This window comes from Rothia uropygioeca, from assembly GCF_004136585.1.
In the GTDB taxonomy this organism is placed as follows: domain Bacteria; phylum Actinomycetota; class Actinomycetes; order Actinomycetales; family Micrococcaceae; genus Rothia.
In genome coordinates, this window is record NZ_NOIR01000004.1 from 25,550 (window position 1) to 42,706 (window position 17,157).

Annotated in this window: 18 protein-coding genes; 3 read left to right on the forward strand and 15 right to left on the reverse strand. The window is 60.5% G+C overall.

The window, feature by feature from the left end:
- Position 1: 1 nt before the first annotated feature.
- The 6 genes from priA to EWR20_RS10195 are packed head-to-tail and all read right to left on the reverse strand — an operon-like array spanning position 2 to position 3,896.
- A complete protein-coding gene (gene priA / locus EWR20_RS10175; protein WP_129360574.1) occupies positions 2–742 on the reverse strand; it encodes a bifunctional 1-(5-phosphoribosyl)-5-((5-phosphoribosylamino)methylideneamino)imidazole-4-carboxamide isomerase/phosphoribosylanthranilate isomerase PriA in 741 nt (246 codons plus the stop codon).
- A 9-nt stretch (positions 743–751) separates the two neighbouring features.
- Complete coding sequence (locus tag EWR20_RS12690; protein WP_165001014.1) at positions 752–919, reverse strand: hypothetical protein; 168 nt, start codon at positions 917–919, stop codon at positions 752–754.
- Positions 916–1,680 carry an imidazole glycerol phosphate synthase subunit HisH gene (gene hisH / locus EWR20_RS10180; protein WP_129360575.1) on the reverse strand — a complete coding sequence of 255 codons (765 nt, stop codon included), beginning with the start codon at positions 1,678–1,680 and terminating at the stop codon, positions 916–918. Before hisH ends, EWR20_RS12690 begins: the two co-directional genes overlap by 4 nt.
- Positions 1,681–2,295, reverse strand: coding sequence for an imidazoleglycerol-phosphate dehydratase HisB (gene hisB / locus EWR20_RS10185; RefSeq protein ID WP_129360576.1), 615 nt, complete (start codon positions 2,293–2,295; stop codon positions 1,681–1,683).
- A 57-nt stretch (positions 2,296–2,352) separates the two neighbouring features.
- Positions 2,353–3,480, reverse strand: a complete 1,128-nt coding sequence (locus tag EWR20_RS10190) for a histidinol-phosphate transaminase (protein WP_129360577.1) — start codon at positions 3,478–3,480, stop codon at positions 2,353–2,355.
- A gap of 23 nt (positions 3,481–3,503) precedes the next feature.
- A complete protein-coding gene (locus EWR20_RS10195) occupies positions 3,504–3,896 on the reverse strand; it encodes a LysM peptidoglycan-binding domain-containing protein (protein WP_238147702.1) in 393 nt (130 codons plus the stop codon).
- Between the two features lie 288 nt (positions 3,897–4,184).
- On the opposite strand from EWR20_RS10195, the gene lexA reads away from it, so the two are divergent.
- Positions 4,185–4,913 carry a transcriptional repressor LexA gene (gene lexA / locus EWR20_RS10200; protein ID WP_129360578.1) on the forward strand — a complete coding sequence of 243 codons (729 nt, stop codon included), beginning with the start codon at positions 4,185–4,187 and terminating at the stop codon, positions 4,911–4,913.
- Between the two features lie 92 nt (positions 4,914–5,005).
- On the opposite strand, the gene EWR20_RS10205 is transcribed toward lexA, so the two are convergent.
- Complete coding sequence (locus EWR20_RS10205; protein WP_129360579.1) at positions 5,006–7,045, reverse strand: ATP-dependent DNA helicase; 2,040 nt, start codon at positions 7,043–7,045, stop codon at positions 5,006–5,008.
- Positions 7,046–7,074: 29 nt separating this feature from the next.
- Complete coding sequence (gene hflX, locus EWR20_RS10210; RefSeq protein ID WP_129360580.1) at positions 7,075–8,622, reverse strand: GTPase HflX; 1,548 nt, start codon at positions 8,620–8,622, stop codon at positions 7,075–7,077.
- 172 nt (positions 8,623–8,794) lie between these two features.
- Here hflX and EWR20_RS10215 point away from each other — a divergent pair, with 172 nt between their 5' ends.
- Complete coding sequence (locus tag EWR20_RS10215; RefSeq protein WP_129360581.1) at positions 8,795–9,415, forward strand: class I SAM-dependent methyltransferase; 621 nt, start codon at positions 8,795–8,797, stop codon at positions 9,413–9,415.
- On the opposite strand, the gene dapF is transcribed toward EWR20_RS10215, so the two are convergent.
- From dapF to miaB, 3 genes are read right to left on the reverse strand one after another with little or no spacing between them, the layout of a single operon-like run.
- Entirely contained in the window at positions 9,408–10,373 is a 966-nt protein-coding gene (dapF, locus tag EWR20_RS10220) for a diaminopimelate epimerase (RefSeq protein WP_129360826.1), read from the reverse strand. The genes EWR20_RS10215 and dapF overlap by 8 nt on opposite strands.
- Positions 10,374–10,424: 51 nt before the next feature.
- Positions 10,425–11,360: a tRNA (adenosine(37)-N6)-dimethylallyltransferase MiaA gene (miaA, locus tag EWR20_RS10225; protein ID WP_129360827.1), complete on the reverse strand. Its 936-nt coding sequence runs from the start codon at positions 11,358–11,360 to the stop codon at positions 10,425–10,427.
- Between the two features lie 53 nt (positions 11,361–11,413).
- Positions 11,414–12,937: a tRNA (N6-isopentenyl adenosine(37)-C2)-methylthiotransferase MiaB gene (gene miaB, locus EWR20_RS10230; RefSeq protein ID WP_129360828.1), complete on the reverse strand. Its 1,524-nt coding sequence runs from the start codon at positions 12,935–12,937 to the stop codon at positions 11,414–11,416.
- Between the two features lie 90 nt (positions 12,938–13,027).
- On the opposite strand from miaB, the gene EWR20_RS10235 reads away from it, so the two are divergent.
- Complete coding sequence (locus EWR20_RS10235; RefSeq protein WP_129360582.1) at positions 13,028–14,041, forward strand: hypothetical protein; 1,014 nt, start codon at positions 13,028–13,030, stop codon at positions 14,039–14,041.
- Here the strand turns inward: EWR20_RS10235 and EWR20_RS10240 are convergent.
- From EWR20_RS10240 to EWR20_RS10255, 4 genes are all read right to left on the reverse strand, one after another.
- Positions 14,038–14,814 (reverse strand): regulatory protein RecX, encoded by a 777-nt coding sequence (locus tag EWR20_RS10240; protein WP_238147703.1) that lies wholly within the window; start codon positions 14,812–14,814, stop codon positions 14,038–14,040. The two genes, EWR20_RS10235 and EWR20_RS10240, sit on opposite strands and share 4 nt — an antisense overlap.
- A complete protein-coding gene (recA, locus tag EWR20_RS10245) occupies positions 14,814–15,968 on the reverse strand; it encodes a recombinase RecA (RefSeq protein WP_129360583.1) in 1,155 nt (384 codons plus the stop codon). Before recA ends, EWR20_RS10240 begins: the two co-directional genes overlap by 1 nt.
- Before the next feature lie 222 nt (positions 15,969–16,190).
- Positions 16,191–16,412, reverse strand: a complete 222-nt coding sequence (locus tag EWR20_RS10250; RefSeq protein ID WP_129360584.1) for a DUF3046 domain-containing protein — start codon at positions 16,410–16,412, stop codon at positions 16,191–16,193.
- Positions 16,413–16,635: 223 nt separating this feature from the next.
- The gene (locus EWR20_RS10255; RefSeq protein WP_129360585.1) at positions 16,636–17,088 is read right to left on the reverse strand and encodes a helix-turn-helix domain-containing protein; all 453 of its coding nucleotides are present in this window, start codon (positions 17,086–17,088) and stop codon (positions 16,636–16,638) included.
- Positions 17,089–17,157 lie beyond the last annotated feature (69 nt).

The window sequence follows — 17,157 nt, forward strand, 5'->3', positions numbered from 1 at the left end:
GCTATTCGGGGCGACCCGCGACGTCGAGGGCCTCGACGAGAGTGAACTTCCCGGCGTACAGCGCCTTTCCGACGATGGTCCCTTCGACACCGCGGGGAACCATAGCGCGGAGGGCCTCGAGGTCGGCGAGCGACGAGATCCCGCCCGAAGCGACGACGGGTTTGTCCGTCCGTTGCGCGACTTCCGCCAACAATTCGGTGTTCGGCCCCTGCAGGGTTCCGTCCTTGGTAACGTCGGTGACCACAAAACGTGAACAACCATCGGCATTGAGCCGGTCCAGGACCTCCCAGAGATCCCCGCCTTCCTGAGTCCAACCGCGGGCCGCAAGGGTGGTCCCACGGACGTCTAGTCCGACCGCGATGAGGTCACCGTGTTCTGCGATCACGCGCCTGGTCCACTCCGGATTTTCCAAAGCCGCTGTGCCCAGGTTGATCCGGGTTGGTTCGAGCTTCAAAGCCCGATCCAGTGATTCGTCGTCCCTGATGCCTCCGGACATCTCGATTTTAAGGTCCAAGGCCTGCGAGACTCGCTGAAGCACATCGAAGTTGTTGCCGCGACCGAAAGCTGCGTCCAGGTCCACCAGGTGCAGCCATTCGGCACCCGCCTCCTGCCACGCCAGCGCCGCTTCCACGGGGTCGCCGTACCCCGTTTCGGATCCGGCCTCCCCTTGGACGAGTCGCACGGCCTGGCCGTTGGCGACGTCGACCGCGGGCAAGAGCTCCAGGCGATCATTCGGATTCATGCGGTCCCCTTAATCAAGAGTCGTAACGTAAAAACCGTAAGCGAAAAGAACCACCGCGAGAACCCAAAGAACGATTTGGGCGATGACCGTGATTTTCTGCTTTCGGAATGAAATTGCGCCCCCGGCGAGAAATGCGCCGAAGGTCATGAGCAAGAGGCCTGAGACAATAGGGCTCATCGCGGCTCTTCTCCTCTCGGTGTGATGTCTTTACTGGCCAGGTCGACGGGCTCGCCCTCGGTATCCAGGCGCCTTGTACGCGGCAGTGACCCCAACCAGTTTCTGAGCAATTGAAGACCGGCGGCGGAAGATTTCTCCGGGTGGAATTGAGTTGCGGACAAAGGTCCGTTTTCGACCGCCGCGATGAATGGTCCGCCGTGATGCGACCACGTGACCTGCGGAGGCTTCATAACCTCTATGGTCTGGTCGAATTCCCATTGCTGAACGCCATAGGAGTGCACGAAATAAAAACGTTCGTTTTCAATTCCTTGGAAAAGGACGGTCTCGGCAGGCGGTTGCACACGGTTCCATCCCATGTGCGGCACGACGTCGGCTTTCAAACGCTCCACGAGACCCGGCCACTCGCCGAGCCCATCCGTCTCCTCTCCGTGCTCATCACCGTGCTCGAAGAAAACCTGCAGACCGACACAGATACCGAGCACCGGTCGAGACCCTGCGATACGGCGGCCGATCATGCGAGGAGCGTCCGCAGCGCGCAGGGCGCCCATCACGGCGGAAAAGGCTCCCACTCCTGGAACCACCAGCCCATCAGCACCCAGGACGTCACGCTCGGACCGAGAGAGCACGACGTCGGCGCCAGCGGCTTCCAGCGCTCGAACAACTGAGCGAACATTGCCGGCACCATAATCCAGGACCGTTACCGTTGGCCGGTCGGAACTCTCCGGCTCCTGATCCTTCAATGGATTCTCCGAAGACGCCATCTACAGAGCTCCCTTGGTGGACGGAATTCCTTCGACACGTGGATCCGGCTCAACCGCCTCCCGCAGTGCCCGGGCCAATGCTTTGAACTGGGCTTCAGCGATATGGTGCGGATCCCTCCCTGAAACGACCTCCATGTGGAGACAGATCCCCGCGTGAAAAGCGATGGCCTCCAGCACATGGCGCACCATAGAACCCGTAAAGTGCCCGCCGATCAAGTGGAATTCGAAACCGGCCGGCTCACCGGTGTGCACGAGGAAGGGCCTGCCGGAAATATCGACCACAGCACGAGCCAGGGCCTCATCCAAGGGGACGGCCGCCTGGCCGAAACGACGTATCCCGCGCTTCTCACCGAGGGCCTTCTTGAGCGCATCTCCCAGGACGATCGCGGTGTCCTCGACGGTGTGGTGGACATCGATATGCGTGTCGCCCGAACACTGGATGTCCATGTCGATCAACGAGTGCTTGGACAAAGCGGTCAGCATGTGGTCGTAGAACGGAACCGATGTCTCGATGTGCGATGAACCCGTTCCGTCAAGGTCGATCGTGACGGACACGTTGGATTCGCTCGTCTCACGCTCAAGACTCGCGGTGCGTGCCGTTGATGGGGTCGTCATGACTCTCCTGCGGTCAAGAGGGCGCGGCCCTCGCTGTTGTGGTCGGTTCGTAAAGCGCTAGCTCGCGGCGCTCCCGGGGGCGCGATGCTTTTCGACGTGTTTGTCCAGACTATCGAGAAAAGCGGTGGTCTCTTCCTCCGTGCCCGCGGTGACTCGCAGATGGCCTGCAATGCCGACGTCCCTGATCAGCACGCCGTCTTCGAGGAGATCCTTCCACAGGCCGTGACTGTCGTGGATTCCCCCGAAGAAAACGAAATTCGAGTCGGATGAGGCCGGTGCAAGTCCCAGACGCCGCAGGTGATCGACGATCCGGTCCCGCTGAGTCTTAATGTTTTCGACGTTAGCCAGGAGTTGCCCACGATGGCGCAATGCTGCGAGGGCGGTTGCCTGCGTTATCGCCGAGAGGTGATAAGGGAGCCTCACGAGCATGACGGCATCCACTACGCTCGGATCCGCCGCGAAATAGCCGAGTCGGGCACCGGCAAAGGCGAACGCCTTGCTCATGGTGCGTGTCACGATGAGCCGCTGCCGCCCCGGCAAAAGCGTCAGAGCGGTCCGTCGGGGATCACGAGCGAACTCCGCATACGCCTCGTCAACCACGACGATGCCGTTGAACGACGATGCAGCTTCGTATACGGCTTCGACGACATCGAGATCGAGGCCGGTACCCGTCGGATTGTTAGGAGAGCACAGAATGGTGACCTCTGGCCGAGCTTCTGCGACTTGCCGCGCGGCAGACTCGGCGGTGAGGGAGAAGTCATCAGCGCGCTCACCCTCGATGAATTCGGTATTGGTGCCGGAGGCCAAGAGCGGATACATCGAGTAAGTCGGCACGAAGCTCATCACGCTTCTGCCGGGACCGCCGAATACTTGCAGGATTTGCTGAAGGATTTCATTCGAGCCGTTGGCAGCCCACAGATTTTCCGTACGCAACTCGTGGCCCAGAAACGCGGCGAGTTCGGAGCGGAGCTCGACGAAGTCGCGGTCCGGGTATCGATTGAGGGTCTTTGCGACCTCTCTGACACCATCCGTAATGGCGTCGACCACTTCCACAGGCACGGGATGCGTATTTTCATTGACGTTCAAGGCATAAGGAACCTCAAGCATGGGGGCCCCATAGGGTGAACGACCCCTGAGGTCATCCCGAAGGGGCAGGCTATTCAACGCATCCAATGAATCAGTCACCCCCTCATCTTAAGGACTGCAGATCATCCCTCGGAAATCACCGGCACAATAAGACGCTGTCCCGGAGTAACGCGGCCGCTCGAAAGATCGTTCAGGTCATTGATCTTCGCAATTGCCTCCCGGGTGTCCCCACTGGGATCCACGTCCCGAGCAATATCCCACAAAGTGTCACCGCTGCCGACCGTGACGGTCTTCGTCACAACCCCCGCACTTTCGGTGCCTGCATTGGCCGTCCCTGCAGCGAAAAACATCATCAAAAGCGCTGCTGCAATGATCACGGTCGAGAGGAGCGGCAAACCGAAGAACACAAAACGACCGCGGCGCGTCAAGGTCATCGGCGAGTTCTTGGACGGAGTAGCTTCTGGTCGGCGGATCCACTCCGTGTCGCGGTTCTTAAGGGACAGAACGGTGCGCATCAGATGATTCCTTCATGTTGAGCGAGAGTGATCGATACTCGAATATTTGTTCGAGTTCGTACATCTGTTCTACCAAACTATTCGAACACTGTCGAGAAAAATAGAACACATGTTTGATTTGCCACCTTCACTGGCCTAGCCTGAGAGGTAACATGTCGGCTCGATCGGCTGGATGACGCGCTTCTTTCTCTTCCTGAAAGTCAGGGCTCAGCGTCTTTCTCCGTCGGTCGTAGTCCTAGTACACACAGGGCGACTGACAACTTAAGCTCCCCAGGGAAGGACGAACCGGTGGCCACCCAGCTTCCTCAACAGGCCAAGCCGCTTACCCCGCGTCAGCGCAAGATCCTCGAGGCCATTGCCTCATCCATCGCGACGCACGGTTACCCTCCGTCCATGCGGGAAATCGGTGACATCGTCGGCCTATCGAGTCTGTCCAGCGTGACCCATCAGCTCTCCCGCTTGGAGAGCCTGGGCCTGATACGCCGGGACCCCAAACGTCCGCGGGCCATAGAAGTCCTCTGCGATATGCCTCTGGGTGAGGAGGCCCCCAGCGCCCCCGCCCCGAACGGCCAGGCCAAGCGGGCCCCCGGCAACGATGACCAGAAGGTTGTCCAGCTGTTCCCAGAGAACGACGCCGAAGGTTCCACGGCTCAGGTTCCCCTGGTCGGAAGGATCGCGGCCGGTGTTCCGATTACTGCGGAGCAGCATGTCGAGGACGTCGTCGCGCTCCCCCGGCAATTAGTTGGGCAGGGCCAATTGTTCATGCTCGAAGTCCGAGGCGACTCCATGGTCGAGGCGGCAATTTGCGATGGAGATTGGGTTGTCGTTCGGCAGCAGAACAATGCGGAGAATGGCGATATCGTCGCCGCGTTGCTCGACGAAGAAGCAACCGTCAAGACATTCCGTCAACGGGACGGCCACACCTGGCTGCTGCCGCAGAACCGTCAGTACGAACCAATCCTCGGCGATCACGCAACCATCATGGGCAAGGTTGTTTCGGTACTTCGTTCCGTCTGAGCCACCACCGTCGCGTCAAAAAAGCGCTTCAGTCGTACCAGCTGGCTGAAGCGCTTTTCCCGGTTGGGTCGGAGCCGAAGCGGGCTCGGAGGCTAGTCTGCCGAAAGCCTTCTCAGAGCGGCAGTGACGATGGGCAGTTTGTCGGTTGTCCAAAGCGGTGGAAGCGCGCTGCGCAAGAATCCGCCGTACCGGGCCGTCGCCAACCGGGAATCCAGCACCGCGACCACGCCTCGATCGTCGTGAGCGCGGATCAGCCGCCCGGCACCCTGTGCGAGTCGAATTGCCGCATGATACGCGGAAATCGCCATGAAGCCGTTTCCTCCCGATTGGCTCACCGCGCGTGTGCGTGCGGAGGACAATGGATCATCCGGGCGCGGGAAGGGGATTCGGTCGATCATAACCAAGCGGCAGGACTGGCCCGGGACGTCTACCCCTTGCCACAGACTCATGGTCCCGAAGAGGCATGTGTCTGCGTCTTCCGTGAACTCCTTGACCAAACCTCGGAGGGAAGACTCCCCCTGCACCAAAATGGTCAGATTCGAATTGTTCCGAACGTATTCTGCCGCCTGTTCCGCGCCTCTTTTGGACGAGAACAGGCCTAAAGCTCCGCCTGACGAGGCTTCGACCAGTTGGAGGATTCGTTCCAATTGCTCTTCGGAAACGCCCCTACCCGGTTTGGGCAAGTCCGAAGCGAGGTAGAGCATCCCCTGCTTCGGATAGTCGAACGGCGAACCTACGTCGAGCCCTTCCCATGTGGGCGCTTTCTCGCCCTTGAGCCCGAGCGATCCGGCCACCGAATCGAAAGAATGACCGATGGACAATGTCGCCGAGGTCAAGATGACTGTTCGGTCTTGGAACAGCCCTTCCCGGAGCCGCGACGCCACGGAAAGCGGGGCAACATTAATCGTCGCAGGGTCGGTATCGGCCGCCGCCACATAGCCCCGGCCTGGCTCCCAACCGCCGACGCGGCTGATCCAGACGACCTCGTATTTGCCGTCTGCGCCTAGCGTTCTTTCCGCCAACTCGAGAACTTCGGTCAATCGGGCTCGGGCCATTTGTCGCCCGGCGTCCGAGTCCTTGCCATCCGGCTTGGTGTCTGACAATGCGGCACGGCTGGCATCTCGCACGAGTTCCATGGCTCGTTGCAGGTCCGGCGTCAGGCCGTGAGCCATGAGTTCGGCAGGCTTACCGGTGCATGCTGCGTCCAGGGCCTCGGCGGCAGAGTTGAGCGGCTCATGGGCGGCACTCGTGTTTTTCCTGATCGCCCGGGCGGCCGACCGAACCATGACGGGCGAAATTGCCCCCGTCACCGCGCCGGTCACTCGGTCCACGAGCTCGTGTGCCTCATCGACGATCACCGTGTCGTGCTCGGGAAGAACGCCTATTCCCTCGAATGCGTTAATGGCCAGGAGAGCGTGATTGGTGATGACGACGTCAGCTTCTCCCGCTTTTTGCCGGGCAAGCTCGGAAAAGCATTCCTCGACGAGCGGGCATTTTCTCCCCAAGCATTCCGATGCGGTCACCGAGACGTGGCGCCAGGCCTTGTCGCTCACACCCGGCAACAGCTCATCCCGGTCGCCGGTATCGCTTGTCTCCGCCCAGGAGCGCAGACGCACGACCTCTTCCGCGAGTCCCGAACTGGACTGATCAGGATGACCCGAGGCAGATGCCCCTTCGGAGTTCAGAGAGAAGAGCGAATTGGGGTCTTCCTCATCCGGGTATCCGCCCTCGAGCTTATGAAGGCAGACGTAATTGTTCCGCCCCTTCAGCAGGGCGACGTCGACCGGGCGTTCGAGCTGATCGTTCAGAGCCTCGAGCAGTCGAGGCATATCCCGGTTCACAATCTGGGACTGGAGAGCGAGGGTCGCCGTGGCCACCACGATGGGCGATTCGGCGTCTATCGAATGCCGGATCGCGGGAACCAGATATGCCAAGGACTTACCCGTGCCCGTGCCTGCCTGGACCAAGAGATGCTTGTTCATCTCCAGGGCCTGGGCCACGTGGGCAGCCATGAGCCTCTGCCCATCCCGCCTTTGCCCACCGGATCTCTCTACGGCCGTGTCCAGCAGTTCCAGCGCGTCCTTTGCTCCGGGCAGAGTCTCTGGCTCATCGCCCCTCAGCGCAGCGTCCATGTGCGTTTCCCTCCGCGCGCTCAAGCGTCCTAGACCGTGTATTCGTGCAATTCGGATGCCGTATCCGGCCTCACCAGGACCGACATTCTCGTTCCGTTTTCTTCGAACTCGGTCGACAGTATCTCGGCATCCCAGGAGTGCAGACGAGAGACGATTTCGCCGTGTGTATAGGGAACCAGAATTTCCAGCCGCACGTCCGGCCGCGGGATGGTTTCCGAGATGAGCTGCTTGAGCTCCTCGATTCCGGCTCCCGTCCGTGCCGAAACCACGGCGTGCCGCGGTTCGCGTTGGCGTAAACGCTCGATGACGTACGGGTCGGCGGCGTCTGCCTTATTGAGGACGATGATCTCCGGCACGTCGCGGGCGTCTACGTCGGCCAAAACTTCGCGCACTGCACGAATCTGCCCTTCCGGTTCCGGGTGGGATACATCAACGACGTGCAGGACCACGTCAGCATCGGCGACTTCTTCAAGTGTCGAACGAAAGGCCTCGACCAATTGGGTCGGTAGAGAGCGAACGAATCCAACGGTATCCGAGAGCGTATACCCGATGCCGTCCGGTGTTTCCGCTTTGCGCACCGTGGGATCCAAGGTTGCGAACAGCGCATTTTCGACGAGAACGCCTGCATCCGTCAGCCGGTTGAGCAACGACGACTTGCCGGCGTTGGTATAACCGGCGATCGCAACGGACGGAACGTGGTTGCGACGTCGGTTGAGTCGTTTGGTTTCGCGTGCCGGCTTCATTGCCGCGATTTCGCGACGTAATTTTGCCATGCGTGTGCGGATACGACGTCGGTCCAACTCGATCTTGGTTTCTCCGGGCCCGCGAGAGCCAATGCCTTCGCCACCGGCAGCCCGACCACCGGCCTGACGGGACATTGACTCGCCCCAGCCGCGCAAACGCGGCAACAGGTATTCCAGCTGTGCCAATTCGACCTGAGCCTTGCCTTCACGCGATTTGGCGTGCTGCGCAAAGATATCCAGAATCAGCGACGTGCGGTCGATGACCTTGATCTTGACGATGTCCTCCAAAGCGCGTCGCTGCGACGGCGCCAATTCGGAGTCGACGATCACGGTGTCGGCGCCGGTCGAGTTCACGATTTCACGGAGCTCTTGAGCTTTTCCGGATCCCAAGAAAGTTCCCGGATCCGGTTTGAGGCGCCGCTGAACCAAGCCATCCAACACTTCCGAACCCGCCGTCTCCGCGAGAGCTGCCAGTTCACGCAAAGAGTCCTCGGCTTCGGTTTGCGTTCCTTCCGACCAAATACCTGCAAGAACCACGCGTTCGAGTCGCAACTGGCGGTATTCGACTTCGGTGACGTCCTCGAGCTCGGTCGAAAGCCCCTGGACGCGTCGCAGCGCGCGGCGCTCTTCGAGTTCTTGTTGGTCCCCGTCGGCGTCAGTGTGCTGTGTGTTGTCTTCCGACAGCTCACGGGCCTTGCGGTCGAGGATCGACTGCTCGTGTTCCTCCTCAGGGGAGAATCGTCCGAGCACTCGGTCCACCGTAGCCCGCAGCTGGGCATCGCTCGGCTGTGAGCCGCCCTGCTCGTCGGGTCCGGTTGTTTCGTTCTGGGGCATAGTGCCTTTCTTCTTTTGTCGCGGGGCAACCCCACGACGCGGTATTCGATGATTCTATCTGTGCCGCGATGCGGCGGCCGCCTCATCCGGCGAATGTGTGGAGAAGAACTCGGCCACTTCCTCGGCGTCGGAGACCCCAAGGGGCACACACGATGCCGTAAAATCGCTCACCATGGCTGAGCATTACTTTTCTTCGCATGATGAAGGCGATTTGCAGACCCGTCCCCTGACCGTCGAGCTCGACGGTGTGAGGCGCGAGCTAGTAACAGCCTCGGGCGTCTTCAGCCCCAAAGGGCTCGACAAAGGAACTGCGGTCCTCTTTAAAGAAGTCCCTCAGCCCTCAGGAAATTCCCTCTTGGACATCGGTTGTGGTTGGGGGCCCATCACCTTGACGATGGCTCTCAGGAATCCCCTCGCGAAGGTGACGGCAATCGATGTCAATCAGCGGAGTTTGGAGCTGACACGACGCAACGCCGCCGCATTGGGCATCGAGACCATTTCCGCTGCTCTGCCGGAAGAGGTCGATCCTGAATTGACCTTCGATACCATCTGGTCGAATCCTCCGATCCGGGTCGGCAAGGAGGTCCTCCACGATATTCTGCTGACTTGGCTCCCCAGGCTGGCACTCGGCGGTTGCGCCTACCTGGTGGTTCAAAAGAACCTCGGGGCGGACTCGCTGGTGCCATGGATCGACGAGCACTTGGGCCAAGGCTTCGACGTCGGCCGATACGCGACGGCGAAGGGCTTCCGCGTGATCGAAGTTCGACGTCACATCCCGACGCGGACTAGTTGAGAACCACTTTCCCTACCAGGACCGCAGGACCCGAAAGCACAACGTGCTCGAGCTCATCCGGCCCCAGGACGAACGTCGTTCCCACGGCCCCTCCCGGGACCTCAACCACCCACTCATCGGGAGCGTCCTCGCCTGCCCAGAAACGTGTTGCCGCGGCGGCCGCGCACGCTCCCGTACCACAGGACTGGGTTTCCCCGACTCCACGTTCATGAACCCTCATGGCGATCCGTCCGACGGTCTCGTGCTCTTCCGAATCCATGGGAACCACGAATTCCACATTGGTTCCGTCCGCCGGCGTCGGTCTCACTGTCGGAGCCGATTCCAATCCCAATTTTTCGAGCTTTTCTTCCCCGGCGAGGGCCACCACAGTGTGCGGATTCCCCATGGTGATGGACACTCCGGGACGAGGAGTCCTCAGGCCGCGCGCCGTCACGAGACAATCAGATCCGGAATCCCGAGCTTCGTCACCATTGATGAATCCCCACGGGCCCATATCGACCGCGTAGCCGGAATCGACCTTGGCGACCGTTTTGGGACCGCCCCGCGTACCGATGGTCAAGGTCTGACCTTCCTCGAGGCACACGAGACCCTCCTGAATCAGGTAGTGAACGAAGACGCGCACCCCATTACCGCACATTTCCGACACAGAACCATCCGCATTGCGGTAGTCCATGAACCATTCGGCCCGAGGAGCAAGGTCAAGAAGGCTCCTCCCCTCCGCGAGCCGTTCCGACCGGATCGCTCGGATCAGACCGTCTGCCCCGATACCAAGGTGCCTGTCGCAGACCGATGCGACCAGTGCGTCATCCAGTTCGAGCTGTCCATCCGTATCGGTCAGCAACACGAAGTCGTTGCCCGTTCCGTGGCCTTTCGTCAAGGTGATCCCGGCAAACTCACCCCATGATGGTTCGCTGGCCGCTTCTGAGGATTCGGCAGCAGGCGTTGAGTTGTCGAGGATCGTCTCGGTGGGCTCGGGCGCATCGGTTCGTTGAGAAGTCACCACACCAGTTTAACCCTCGGTGGCTCGGTGGAACAGCTCGACGGCTCGGTTCACGTTATTCGTGAAAGGCTCCGTGAAATTCAGCCAATGAACCCGAGGGTCGGCACGGAACCAGGTGGTCTGCCGCCTCGCGAATTGCCTCGTCGCGATGATGGTTTCCTCGACCGCCTCGTCAAGGCTTTTCTCTCCGTCGAGAACCTGAAGGATTTGGGCGTACCCCAGGGCGCGCGAGGCGGTCCTACCATCCCGCAGTCCTTGCCCGTCCAGGCGTTCGACTTCATCGACAAAGCCCCGGTCGACCATCGTGTGCACACGAGCAGCCAAACTGTCGTGGAGCACGGCGCGAACGCCATCCAGACCGATCTGCAGGGCTGGCTGAATGTACTCGCGCCGGGGCATGTACGAGGAGAAACGTCGACCGGTGACCTCGTGAACCTCCAGCGCACGAATCAGTCGTCGGTCGTCCTTGACCCGATGAGCCGATTCAGGATCGATTTCCTTCAACCGATCGAGCAGTGCTCCTCGACCGCGAACGGCGAGGTCGTTTTCCAACCGTCGACGCACGGAAGAATCCGTCCCCGGAAATTCGAGCACGTCGAGAGCGGCACGAACATAGAGCCCCGAACCGCCGACAAGGATCGGGGCACGACCCCGGCCCCTGATTTCGTCGAATTGGTTTCGAGCCGCAGTTTGAAAGTCGGCAACCGAGGCTTCCTCGCGCACGTCCAGGGTGTCCAGGAGGTGGTGCGGGATTCCCCCGCGCTCGTCAATCGGCAATTTGGCGGTACCGATGTCCATGCCTCGATAGAACTGCATCGAATCCGCATTGACGATTTCGCCGTCGACGGCGCGGGCCAGGGCAACTGCGAGATCGGACTTTCCCGTACCTGTGGGCCCGACCACGGCAACAATCGGACTCGTGGACCTCGACGATGTGGTGGCCAATTCGGGGCCGACGGCTGTTTCAGTCCTCTCGTGCCCCAGGGGACGATTCACCACTACGAGGCGCTGGTCAGGTCCAGCGACGGCTTACGAGGGATCGTGGGCATACCGAGATTTGTGGTGCCGGGTTTGCCGGTCCCTGCACCACAGGACTCCGCCTGTGTACGATCCCACGCGTCCCCGGCGCGCGAGCGACGTACGGAATACTCTGTCGACCCGAAGGATTGAGGGTCAGCAATCAGGTGGAATGGTGCGGCCTCCGTGATCTTGAGCGTCACCAAATCTCCCGGTCGCGGTGTCTCGCCGCCCTCGGGAACGGAAAAATGCACGAGTCTCTGATCCCTGCTGCGTCCCGAAAGGCGGTGCGTCTGTCCACCCTTGCGTCCCGAATCCGCGGACACCATGACCTCGACCCGCTGGCCAACCTGTCGGGCATTCTCTTCTTCGCTGATCCGGTCCTGAAGCTTAGTCAGTCGCTCGTACCGTTCTTGAACCACTTCCTTGGGCACCTGGTTATCCATGGCGCCTGCCGGAGTTCCTGGCCGAATCGAGTATTGGAAGGTGAAGGCCGAAGAGAATCGGGACTTCTCCACGACGTCGAGGGTCGCTTGGAAGTCCTCTTCGGTTTCCCCGGGGAATCCGACAATGATGTCGGTCGTGATCGCCGCGTGGGGAATCTTCTGCCGGACTTTGTCCAGGATTCCCAAGAACTTCTTGGAACGGTACGAGCGCCTCATGTCTTTCAGGACCTTGTCGGAGCCCGATTGCAACGGCATGTGCAAGACCGGCATAACGTTGGGGGTCTCAGCCATCGCATCGATCACATCGTCCGTGAATGCGGCCGGGTGGGGACTTGTGAAACGGACCCTCTCGAGGCCTTCGATCTCGCCGCATGCGCGCAACAACTTTGAGAAAGCCTGCCGGTCGCCGAATTCGACACCGTAGGAATTGACGTTCTGCCCCAGCAAGGTGACTTCAATGGCCCCGTCGTCCACCAGGGCCTGCACTTCGGCCAAGATGTCCCCTGGCCGACGGTCCTTTTCTTTGCCTCGCAGTGACGGAACGATGCAAAATGTGCACGTGTTATTGCAACCCACCGAGATGGATACCCACCCCGAGTAGACCGAATCGCGTTTGGTCGGGAGGGTCGAGGGAAATACCTCCAGGGACTCCAGCAATTCGGTTGCCGCCTCGTCATTGTGGCGGGAGCGCTGCAGGAGCGTGGGAAGTGACCCGATGTTGTGAGTACCGAAGACGACGTCGACCCAGGGAGCTTTTTTGACGATCGTGTCCTGGTCCTTCTGGGCCAAGCATCCGCCGACCGCAATCTGCATACCTTGGTTCTCGCGCTTGGTCGGCGCCAGGTTTCCGAGATTCCCGTACAGCTTGTTATCGGCGTTTTCGCGAACCGCACACGTGTTGAAAACCACGAGGTCGGGAGTGCCTTCGGTATGCGGGACGTAGCCTGCCGATTCGAGAAGACCCGAAATTCTTTCGGAATCGTGCACGTTCATCTGGCACCCGAAGGTCCTGACCTCGTAGGTGCGGTGCTCGCCCGTCTGCTCGTCGATGCCGGGCATCGGCTGCGTAGCTTCCGTGGGAAATGTATGACTGAGTGCTTCGGTTGGGTTTGATGTCACCCTGCCAGCGTACAAGAAGCCGGGCACCCCATGCCCACCTCGTTGACGAGCGTCACGGCCAGCGCCCCCAAACCGGCCCGGACCACAACGAAGTATCCTTGGCCTGTGCCCGATTCCTCTCCCAATCACCACGACGACCCGCCGCCCGTGGTGTTCTTCACGGGTGAAGACTTGGTGCGAGCCATGTCACCCCGAGCGCGGGAACCCCTCCGTCACGGTTGTGCCCTTTCGGCAGAGTTTTTGGGCGAGCCGATCGATTCGGCAGAGCTTTTGTCCTCGACCAACCGGTCCGTCGTCGTGCGTTGCCGCGCGGGGCAAGCCTCCGTGGTGGTCAAACATTTTCGCAGACGTGATTCGGCGAGAAACGCGAGTGGCTTCGGTTATTTGAGAGCGCGATACGGTTCGGACGTTTTACCGTCATCCGCCCGCCTCGTGGCCCACGACGACGCTGACCGGATATTGATATTCGAAGACTTCGGTTCGAGTGTGGACCAGAACCTGAATCGGGAAGATCTCCGCAAGTGGATCAGCATCTGGCCGAGCATGGTCCTTCCTGCCGAATCCTCGGCGGCCCTGTGGTTCCGCGACTCGTTGGCTGCGGCCGATCCGATAGCCGCGGCCAAGGGGCGCCCCGGGGCGCTGCCTTCGCTCGGATTGCTCGACCGGAGTCGCCTTTCAATCGAAGACGTTGGCCGGTTGCTCGACCCGAAGGTCTCCGTCCTGTGGTGCGGGGATATGACTCCGGGCAATTTCGCGCCCTCGGCCGACGGCGGGTACCGACAAATCGATACCGAAGGCACGGGATACTGCGACCCCGCGATACTGGTCGCCGAGGTCAGGATGGGGCTTCCTTCGGCCATCGGCCACAAACGACTTCACGCGTTGCTCGATCCCGACGAGTGGGGCGACGCAGCAGATTCACTGGCCGAACAATGGAACGTCGACGGTCAGCGTGAGATCCGCGCCCGCCTGGCATTGGAGGCTATCCTGCGCGTTCTCGCCCCGTCCCGCATTCCTCTGCACGGTATCGAGTCATTGCCTTAGGGCAGTTCTTCGTATTCCGAACTGACAAAGTCCGCATCTACCGTGTTGCCGCCATCCAAGCCCGTGTCCGAGTACTGGTCAGCTGAACCTCGAAGTTCCTGTTTGACTACTTCGAAGGCCATACCAGAGGAATAACCGCGGCGCGCAAGCATCGAGGCGAGGCGTCGGAGTTCCTTTTCGTGAACGGCTCTGTCGGACAGGTCCACGTTCCTCTTGATTTTCTTGCGTACGAGTTCCCTCGCATCTTCGCGCTCGTCGTCGTCCGAGCGCTGCGCGAGAGCCTCTTCCGCGATGTCGCCCGTGACGCCCTTCTGAGCCAGCTCTCTCCTGAGTGCAGGGCGAGCGAGCTTTCGGCTCATAGACCGGCTTCTGACGAACATCTCCGCGAATTGCTGGTCGTCAACCAGCCCCAGGTCTTCATATCGGTCGAGGATCTCCGAGACCGTGTCCTCGGAGATTTCTTTGGATCGGAGCTTTTCCTCCAACTGGCCACGGCTACGTGCCGCCATGGTTAATTGGCGCAGGACGATGTCCTTCGCGCGGTCGTACTCGGATTTCTCGGTGGAGTCCGCGCGTGCCTTGTCGCGATCGGTTTGGGGATTCAGATCAGTATTGGAGGGAACCGTTGCAGCGGCCTTGTCTGCAGCCCCGGAACCTTCCAACCCCAAATCCTTGACCGGCGGGGTCTTCGCACCCCCGAGTTTCCGTCCCTGACGACGACGGCCGGAACCATAGCGGTTCCGGCCGTCACCGCGTCCTGAGCTCAATGACATTAGAAGTTCTCAGGCAGGGCGTCCAGGGGATCGTCACTCAGCCCGGCGGAGTCCACGCCGTCACCCGGCGCGGCCGCCGTTTCAGTTGGTGCGGCAGCACCATCAACATCTTCCTCTTCCGTGCCAATGATGCCGGCCTTGACGAGAGTTTTATGTTGGATCTCTTCGGCCAATTCAGGATTGTCCTTGAGGAACCGGCGGGCATTCTCCTTGCCCTGGCCCAACTGATCGCCTCCATAAGTGAACCAGGCGCCGGACTTCTTGACGATGTTGTGTTCGACCGCCATATCGATGATGCCGCCTTCGATCGAAATTCCTTCGCCGTAGAGAACGTCGAACTCGGCGACCTTGAACGGCGGGGCCATCTTGTTTTTGACGACCTTGGCCTTAGTGCGCGAGCCGATGGGATTGGCGCCATCCTTCAAAGTCTCAATACGGCGAATATCAATCCGCACCGAGGAATAGAACTTCAGGGCCTTACCGCCGGTCGTGGTCTCAGGGCTGCCGAAGAACACACCGATCTTCTCGCGAAGCTGGTTGATGAAAACTGCCGTGGTGTCGGTTTGGGACAAACGGCCTGTGATTTTGCGCAAGGCCTGAGACATCAGGCGAGCTTGCAAGCCCACGTGGGAATCGCCCATCTCGCCTTCGATTTCCGCGCGCGGTGTCAACGCCGCGACGGAGTCGACCACGATGATGTCGATCGACCCGGAGCCAACCAACATATCCATGATCTCGAGCGCCTGCTCACCGGTATCCGGCTGAGAAACCAGCAACGAATCGGTGTCAACCCCGAGCTTTTCAGCGTAGACCGGATCCAGAGCGTGCTCCGCGTCGATGAATGCCGCGATGCCGCCATTCTTCTGACAACTGGCCACGGCGTGGAGTGCGAGCGTGGTCTTGCCCGAGGACTCGGGCCCGTAGATCTCGACGACGCGGCCGCGTGGCAACCCGCCGACACCGAGGGCGACATCCAGGGACAATGCGCCGGTGGAAATGGTCTCTGTCTTGACGGCCTCTCGATCGCCCAGGCGCATGACCGAGCCCTTGCCGTAATTCTTGTCGATCTGGGCGAGGACCGTGTCCAGAGCCTTTTCTCGGTCCGTGCCGGTTGCGCGGGAGACGGAAGTCGTGTTTCGCGATTTAGCAGCCATGATTACCTCAATTCCGTGGCCCTCCAGTGGTGGCAGGACCTGCTGTCGTGCGTTTCAGTCCTCACGCTAGTCGCCGGGACTGACAAGTTAAGCGCTTTGGGGCATCTGTGGAAAACCCGCGTCTCGCATCTGCGAACAGTCTAGCCGATGTCGAACACTAATTCGAATATAGTTTCGATCGGCGCGCCCCTGCGGTCTTCGAATGCCTCCGAGCCTCAGGACTCACCGGGGCTCCCCGGGATCGACTCCCAACCAACGATCTTCCGGCAGATCGTGCTGACGGCAGACGGCCTGCCACACCTTCAGCGGTGCAACTCCGGATTCGAGGGCCTCGTTCGCCGTGCGATTGTCCACCGCATCGAGAACCGTTTGGCTTCCCACGACCCGCGCGTATCCGGAACCGAATTCGTCCTCCATGCTCCGCCAGAACTCCGAAACCTTCACCGTTTCTCCTTTCCGGGCTCATCACAGCATTCCTCAAACTCGACAATAGCGGCCGTAGAGCCACAGGCAGAAGCCCGGTATATGGACCCGGAAACGCGAAAATCCGCATTGCCTGCGAATTGATCGCAGACAATACGGATTTTCAAACTACTCGGAAGGACTCATGGATGCGAGTCCTCCGCGGACACGACCAAATTTCGGTCGTTCACGCTTTTTCCGGGAACTATCGAACGATAGGGCGGGTCCGGTGCACGGCCGGCAGATCGCTGGAGCCCACGGCGTTCATGCCGTATTCGCGGCGGAACTCCTCGGAAAGCTCGTTGGGTACGGTATCGGGAACGTTGAGTCCCTCGGCGGAGGCGAGTCGGTCGGAGACCTCGCGGAGCATCTGGGACATGGGAATCTCCAGTGCGACGCAGATTGAAGCGAGCAGTTCTGACGAGGCTTCCTTCTGACCGCGCTCGACCTCACTCAAATATCCGAGCGAGACACGGGCACTGTGGGACACCTCGCGCAGGGTCCGCCCCTGACGCTGTCGGATGTCTCGAAGGACCTCACCGATTTCGTGGCGTAGGACAATCACTTTGGGCTCCTGCGGTTCGGGCGTGAAATTTTCTGACTGTCCCACGTCCTTCCAACGGACGACGCCGTTCACGGACACGGGTTGCTTAGTCATCTTTATGCCTATCTCCCTTTTCGATGTGGCCCCTTAGTATTGAGTGCCACTGGATTTCTTCAGCCTAAT

Bases quoted from the DNA above. Each gene is read 5' to 3' on its own strand.
- priA (WP_129360574.1), bottom strand. From the start codon at position 742: ATGAATCCGAATGATCGCCTGGAGCTCTTGCCCGCGGTCGACGTCGCC.
- EWR20_RS12690 (WP_165001014.1), bottom strand. From the start codon at position 919: ATGAGCCCTATTGTCTCAGGCCTCTTGCTCATGACCTTCGGCGCATTT.
- hisH (WP_129360575.1), bottom strand. From the start codon at position 1,680: ATGGCGTCTTCGGAGAATCCATTGAAGGATCAGGAGCCGGAGAGTTCC.
- hisB (WP_129360576.1), bottom strand. From the start codon at position 2,295: ATGACGACCCCATCAACGGCACGCACCGCGAGTCTTGAGCGTGAGACG.
- EWR20_RS10195 (WP_238147702.1), bottom strand. From the start codon at position 3,896: ATGCGCACCGTTCTGTCCCTTAAGAACCGCGACACGGAGTGGATCCGC.
- EWR20_RS10205 (WP_129360579.1), bottom strand. From the start codon at position 7,045: ATGGACGCTGCGCTGAGGGGCGATGAGCCAGAGACTCTGCCCGGAGCA.
- hflX (WP_129360580.1), bottom strand. From the start codon at position 8,622: ATGCCCCAGAACGAAACAACCGGACCCGACGAGCAGGGCGGCTCACAG.
- EWR20_RS10215 (WP_129360581.1), top strand. From the start codon at position 8,795: ATGGCTGAGCATTACTTTTCTTCGCATGATGAAGGCGATTTGCAGACC.
- miaB (WP_129360828.1), bottom strand. From the start codon at position 12,937: ATGCCCGGCATCGACGAGCAGACGGGCGAGCACCGCACCTACGAGGTC.
- EWR20_RS10235 (WP_129360582.1), top strand. From the start codon at position 13,028: ATGCCCACCTCGTTGACGAGCGTCACGGCCAGCGCCCCCAAACCGGCC.
- EWR20_RS10240 (WP_238147703.1), bottom strand. From the start codon at position 14,814: ATGTCATTGAGCTCAGGACGCGGTGACGGCCGGAACCGCTATGGTTCC.
- recA (WP_129360583.1), bottom strand. From the start codon at position 15,968: ATGGCTGCTAAATCGCGAAACACGACTTCCGTCTCCCGCGCAACCGGC.
- EWR20_RS10255 (WP_129360585.1), bottom strand. From the start codon at position 17,088: ATGACTAAGCAACCCGTGTCCGTGAACGGCGTCGTCCGTTGGAAGGAC.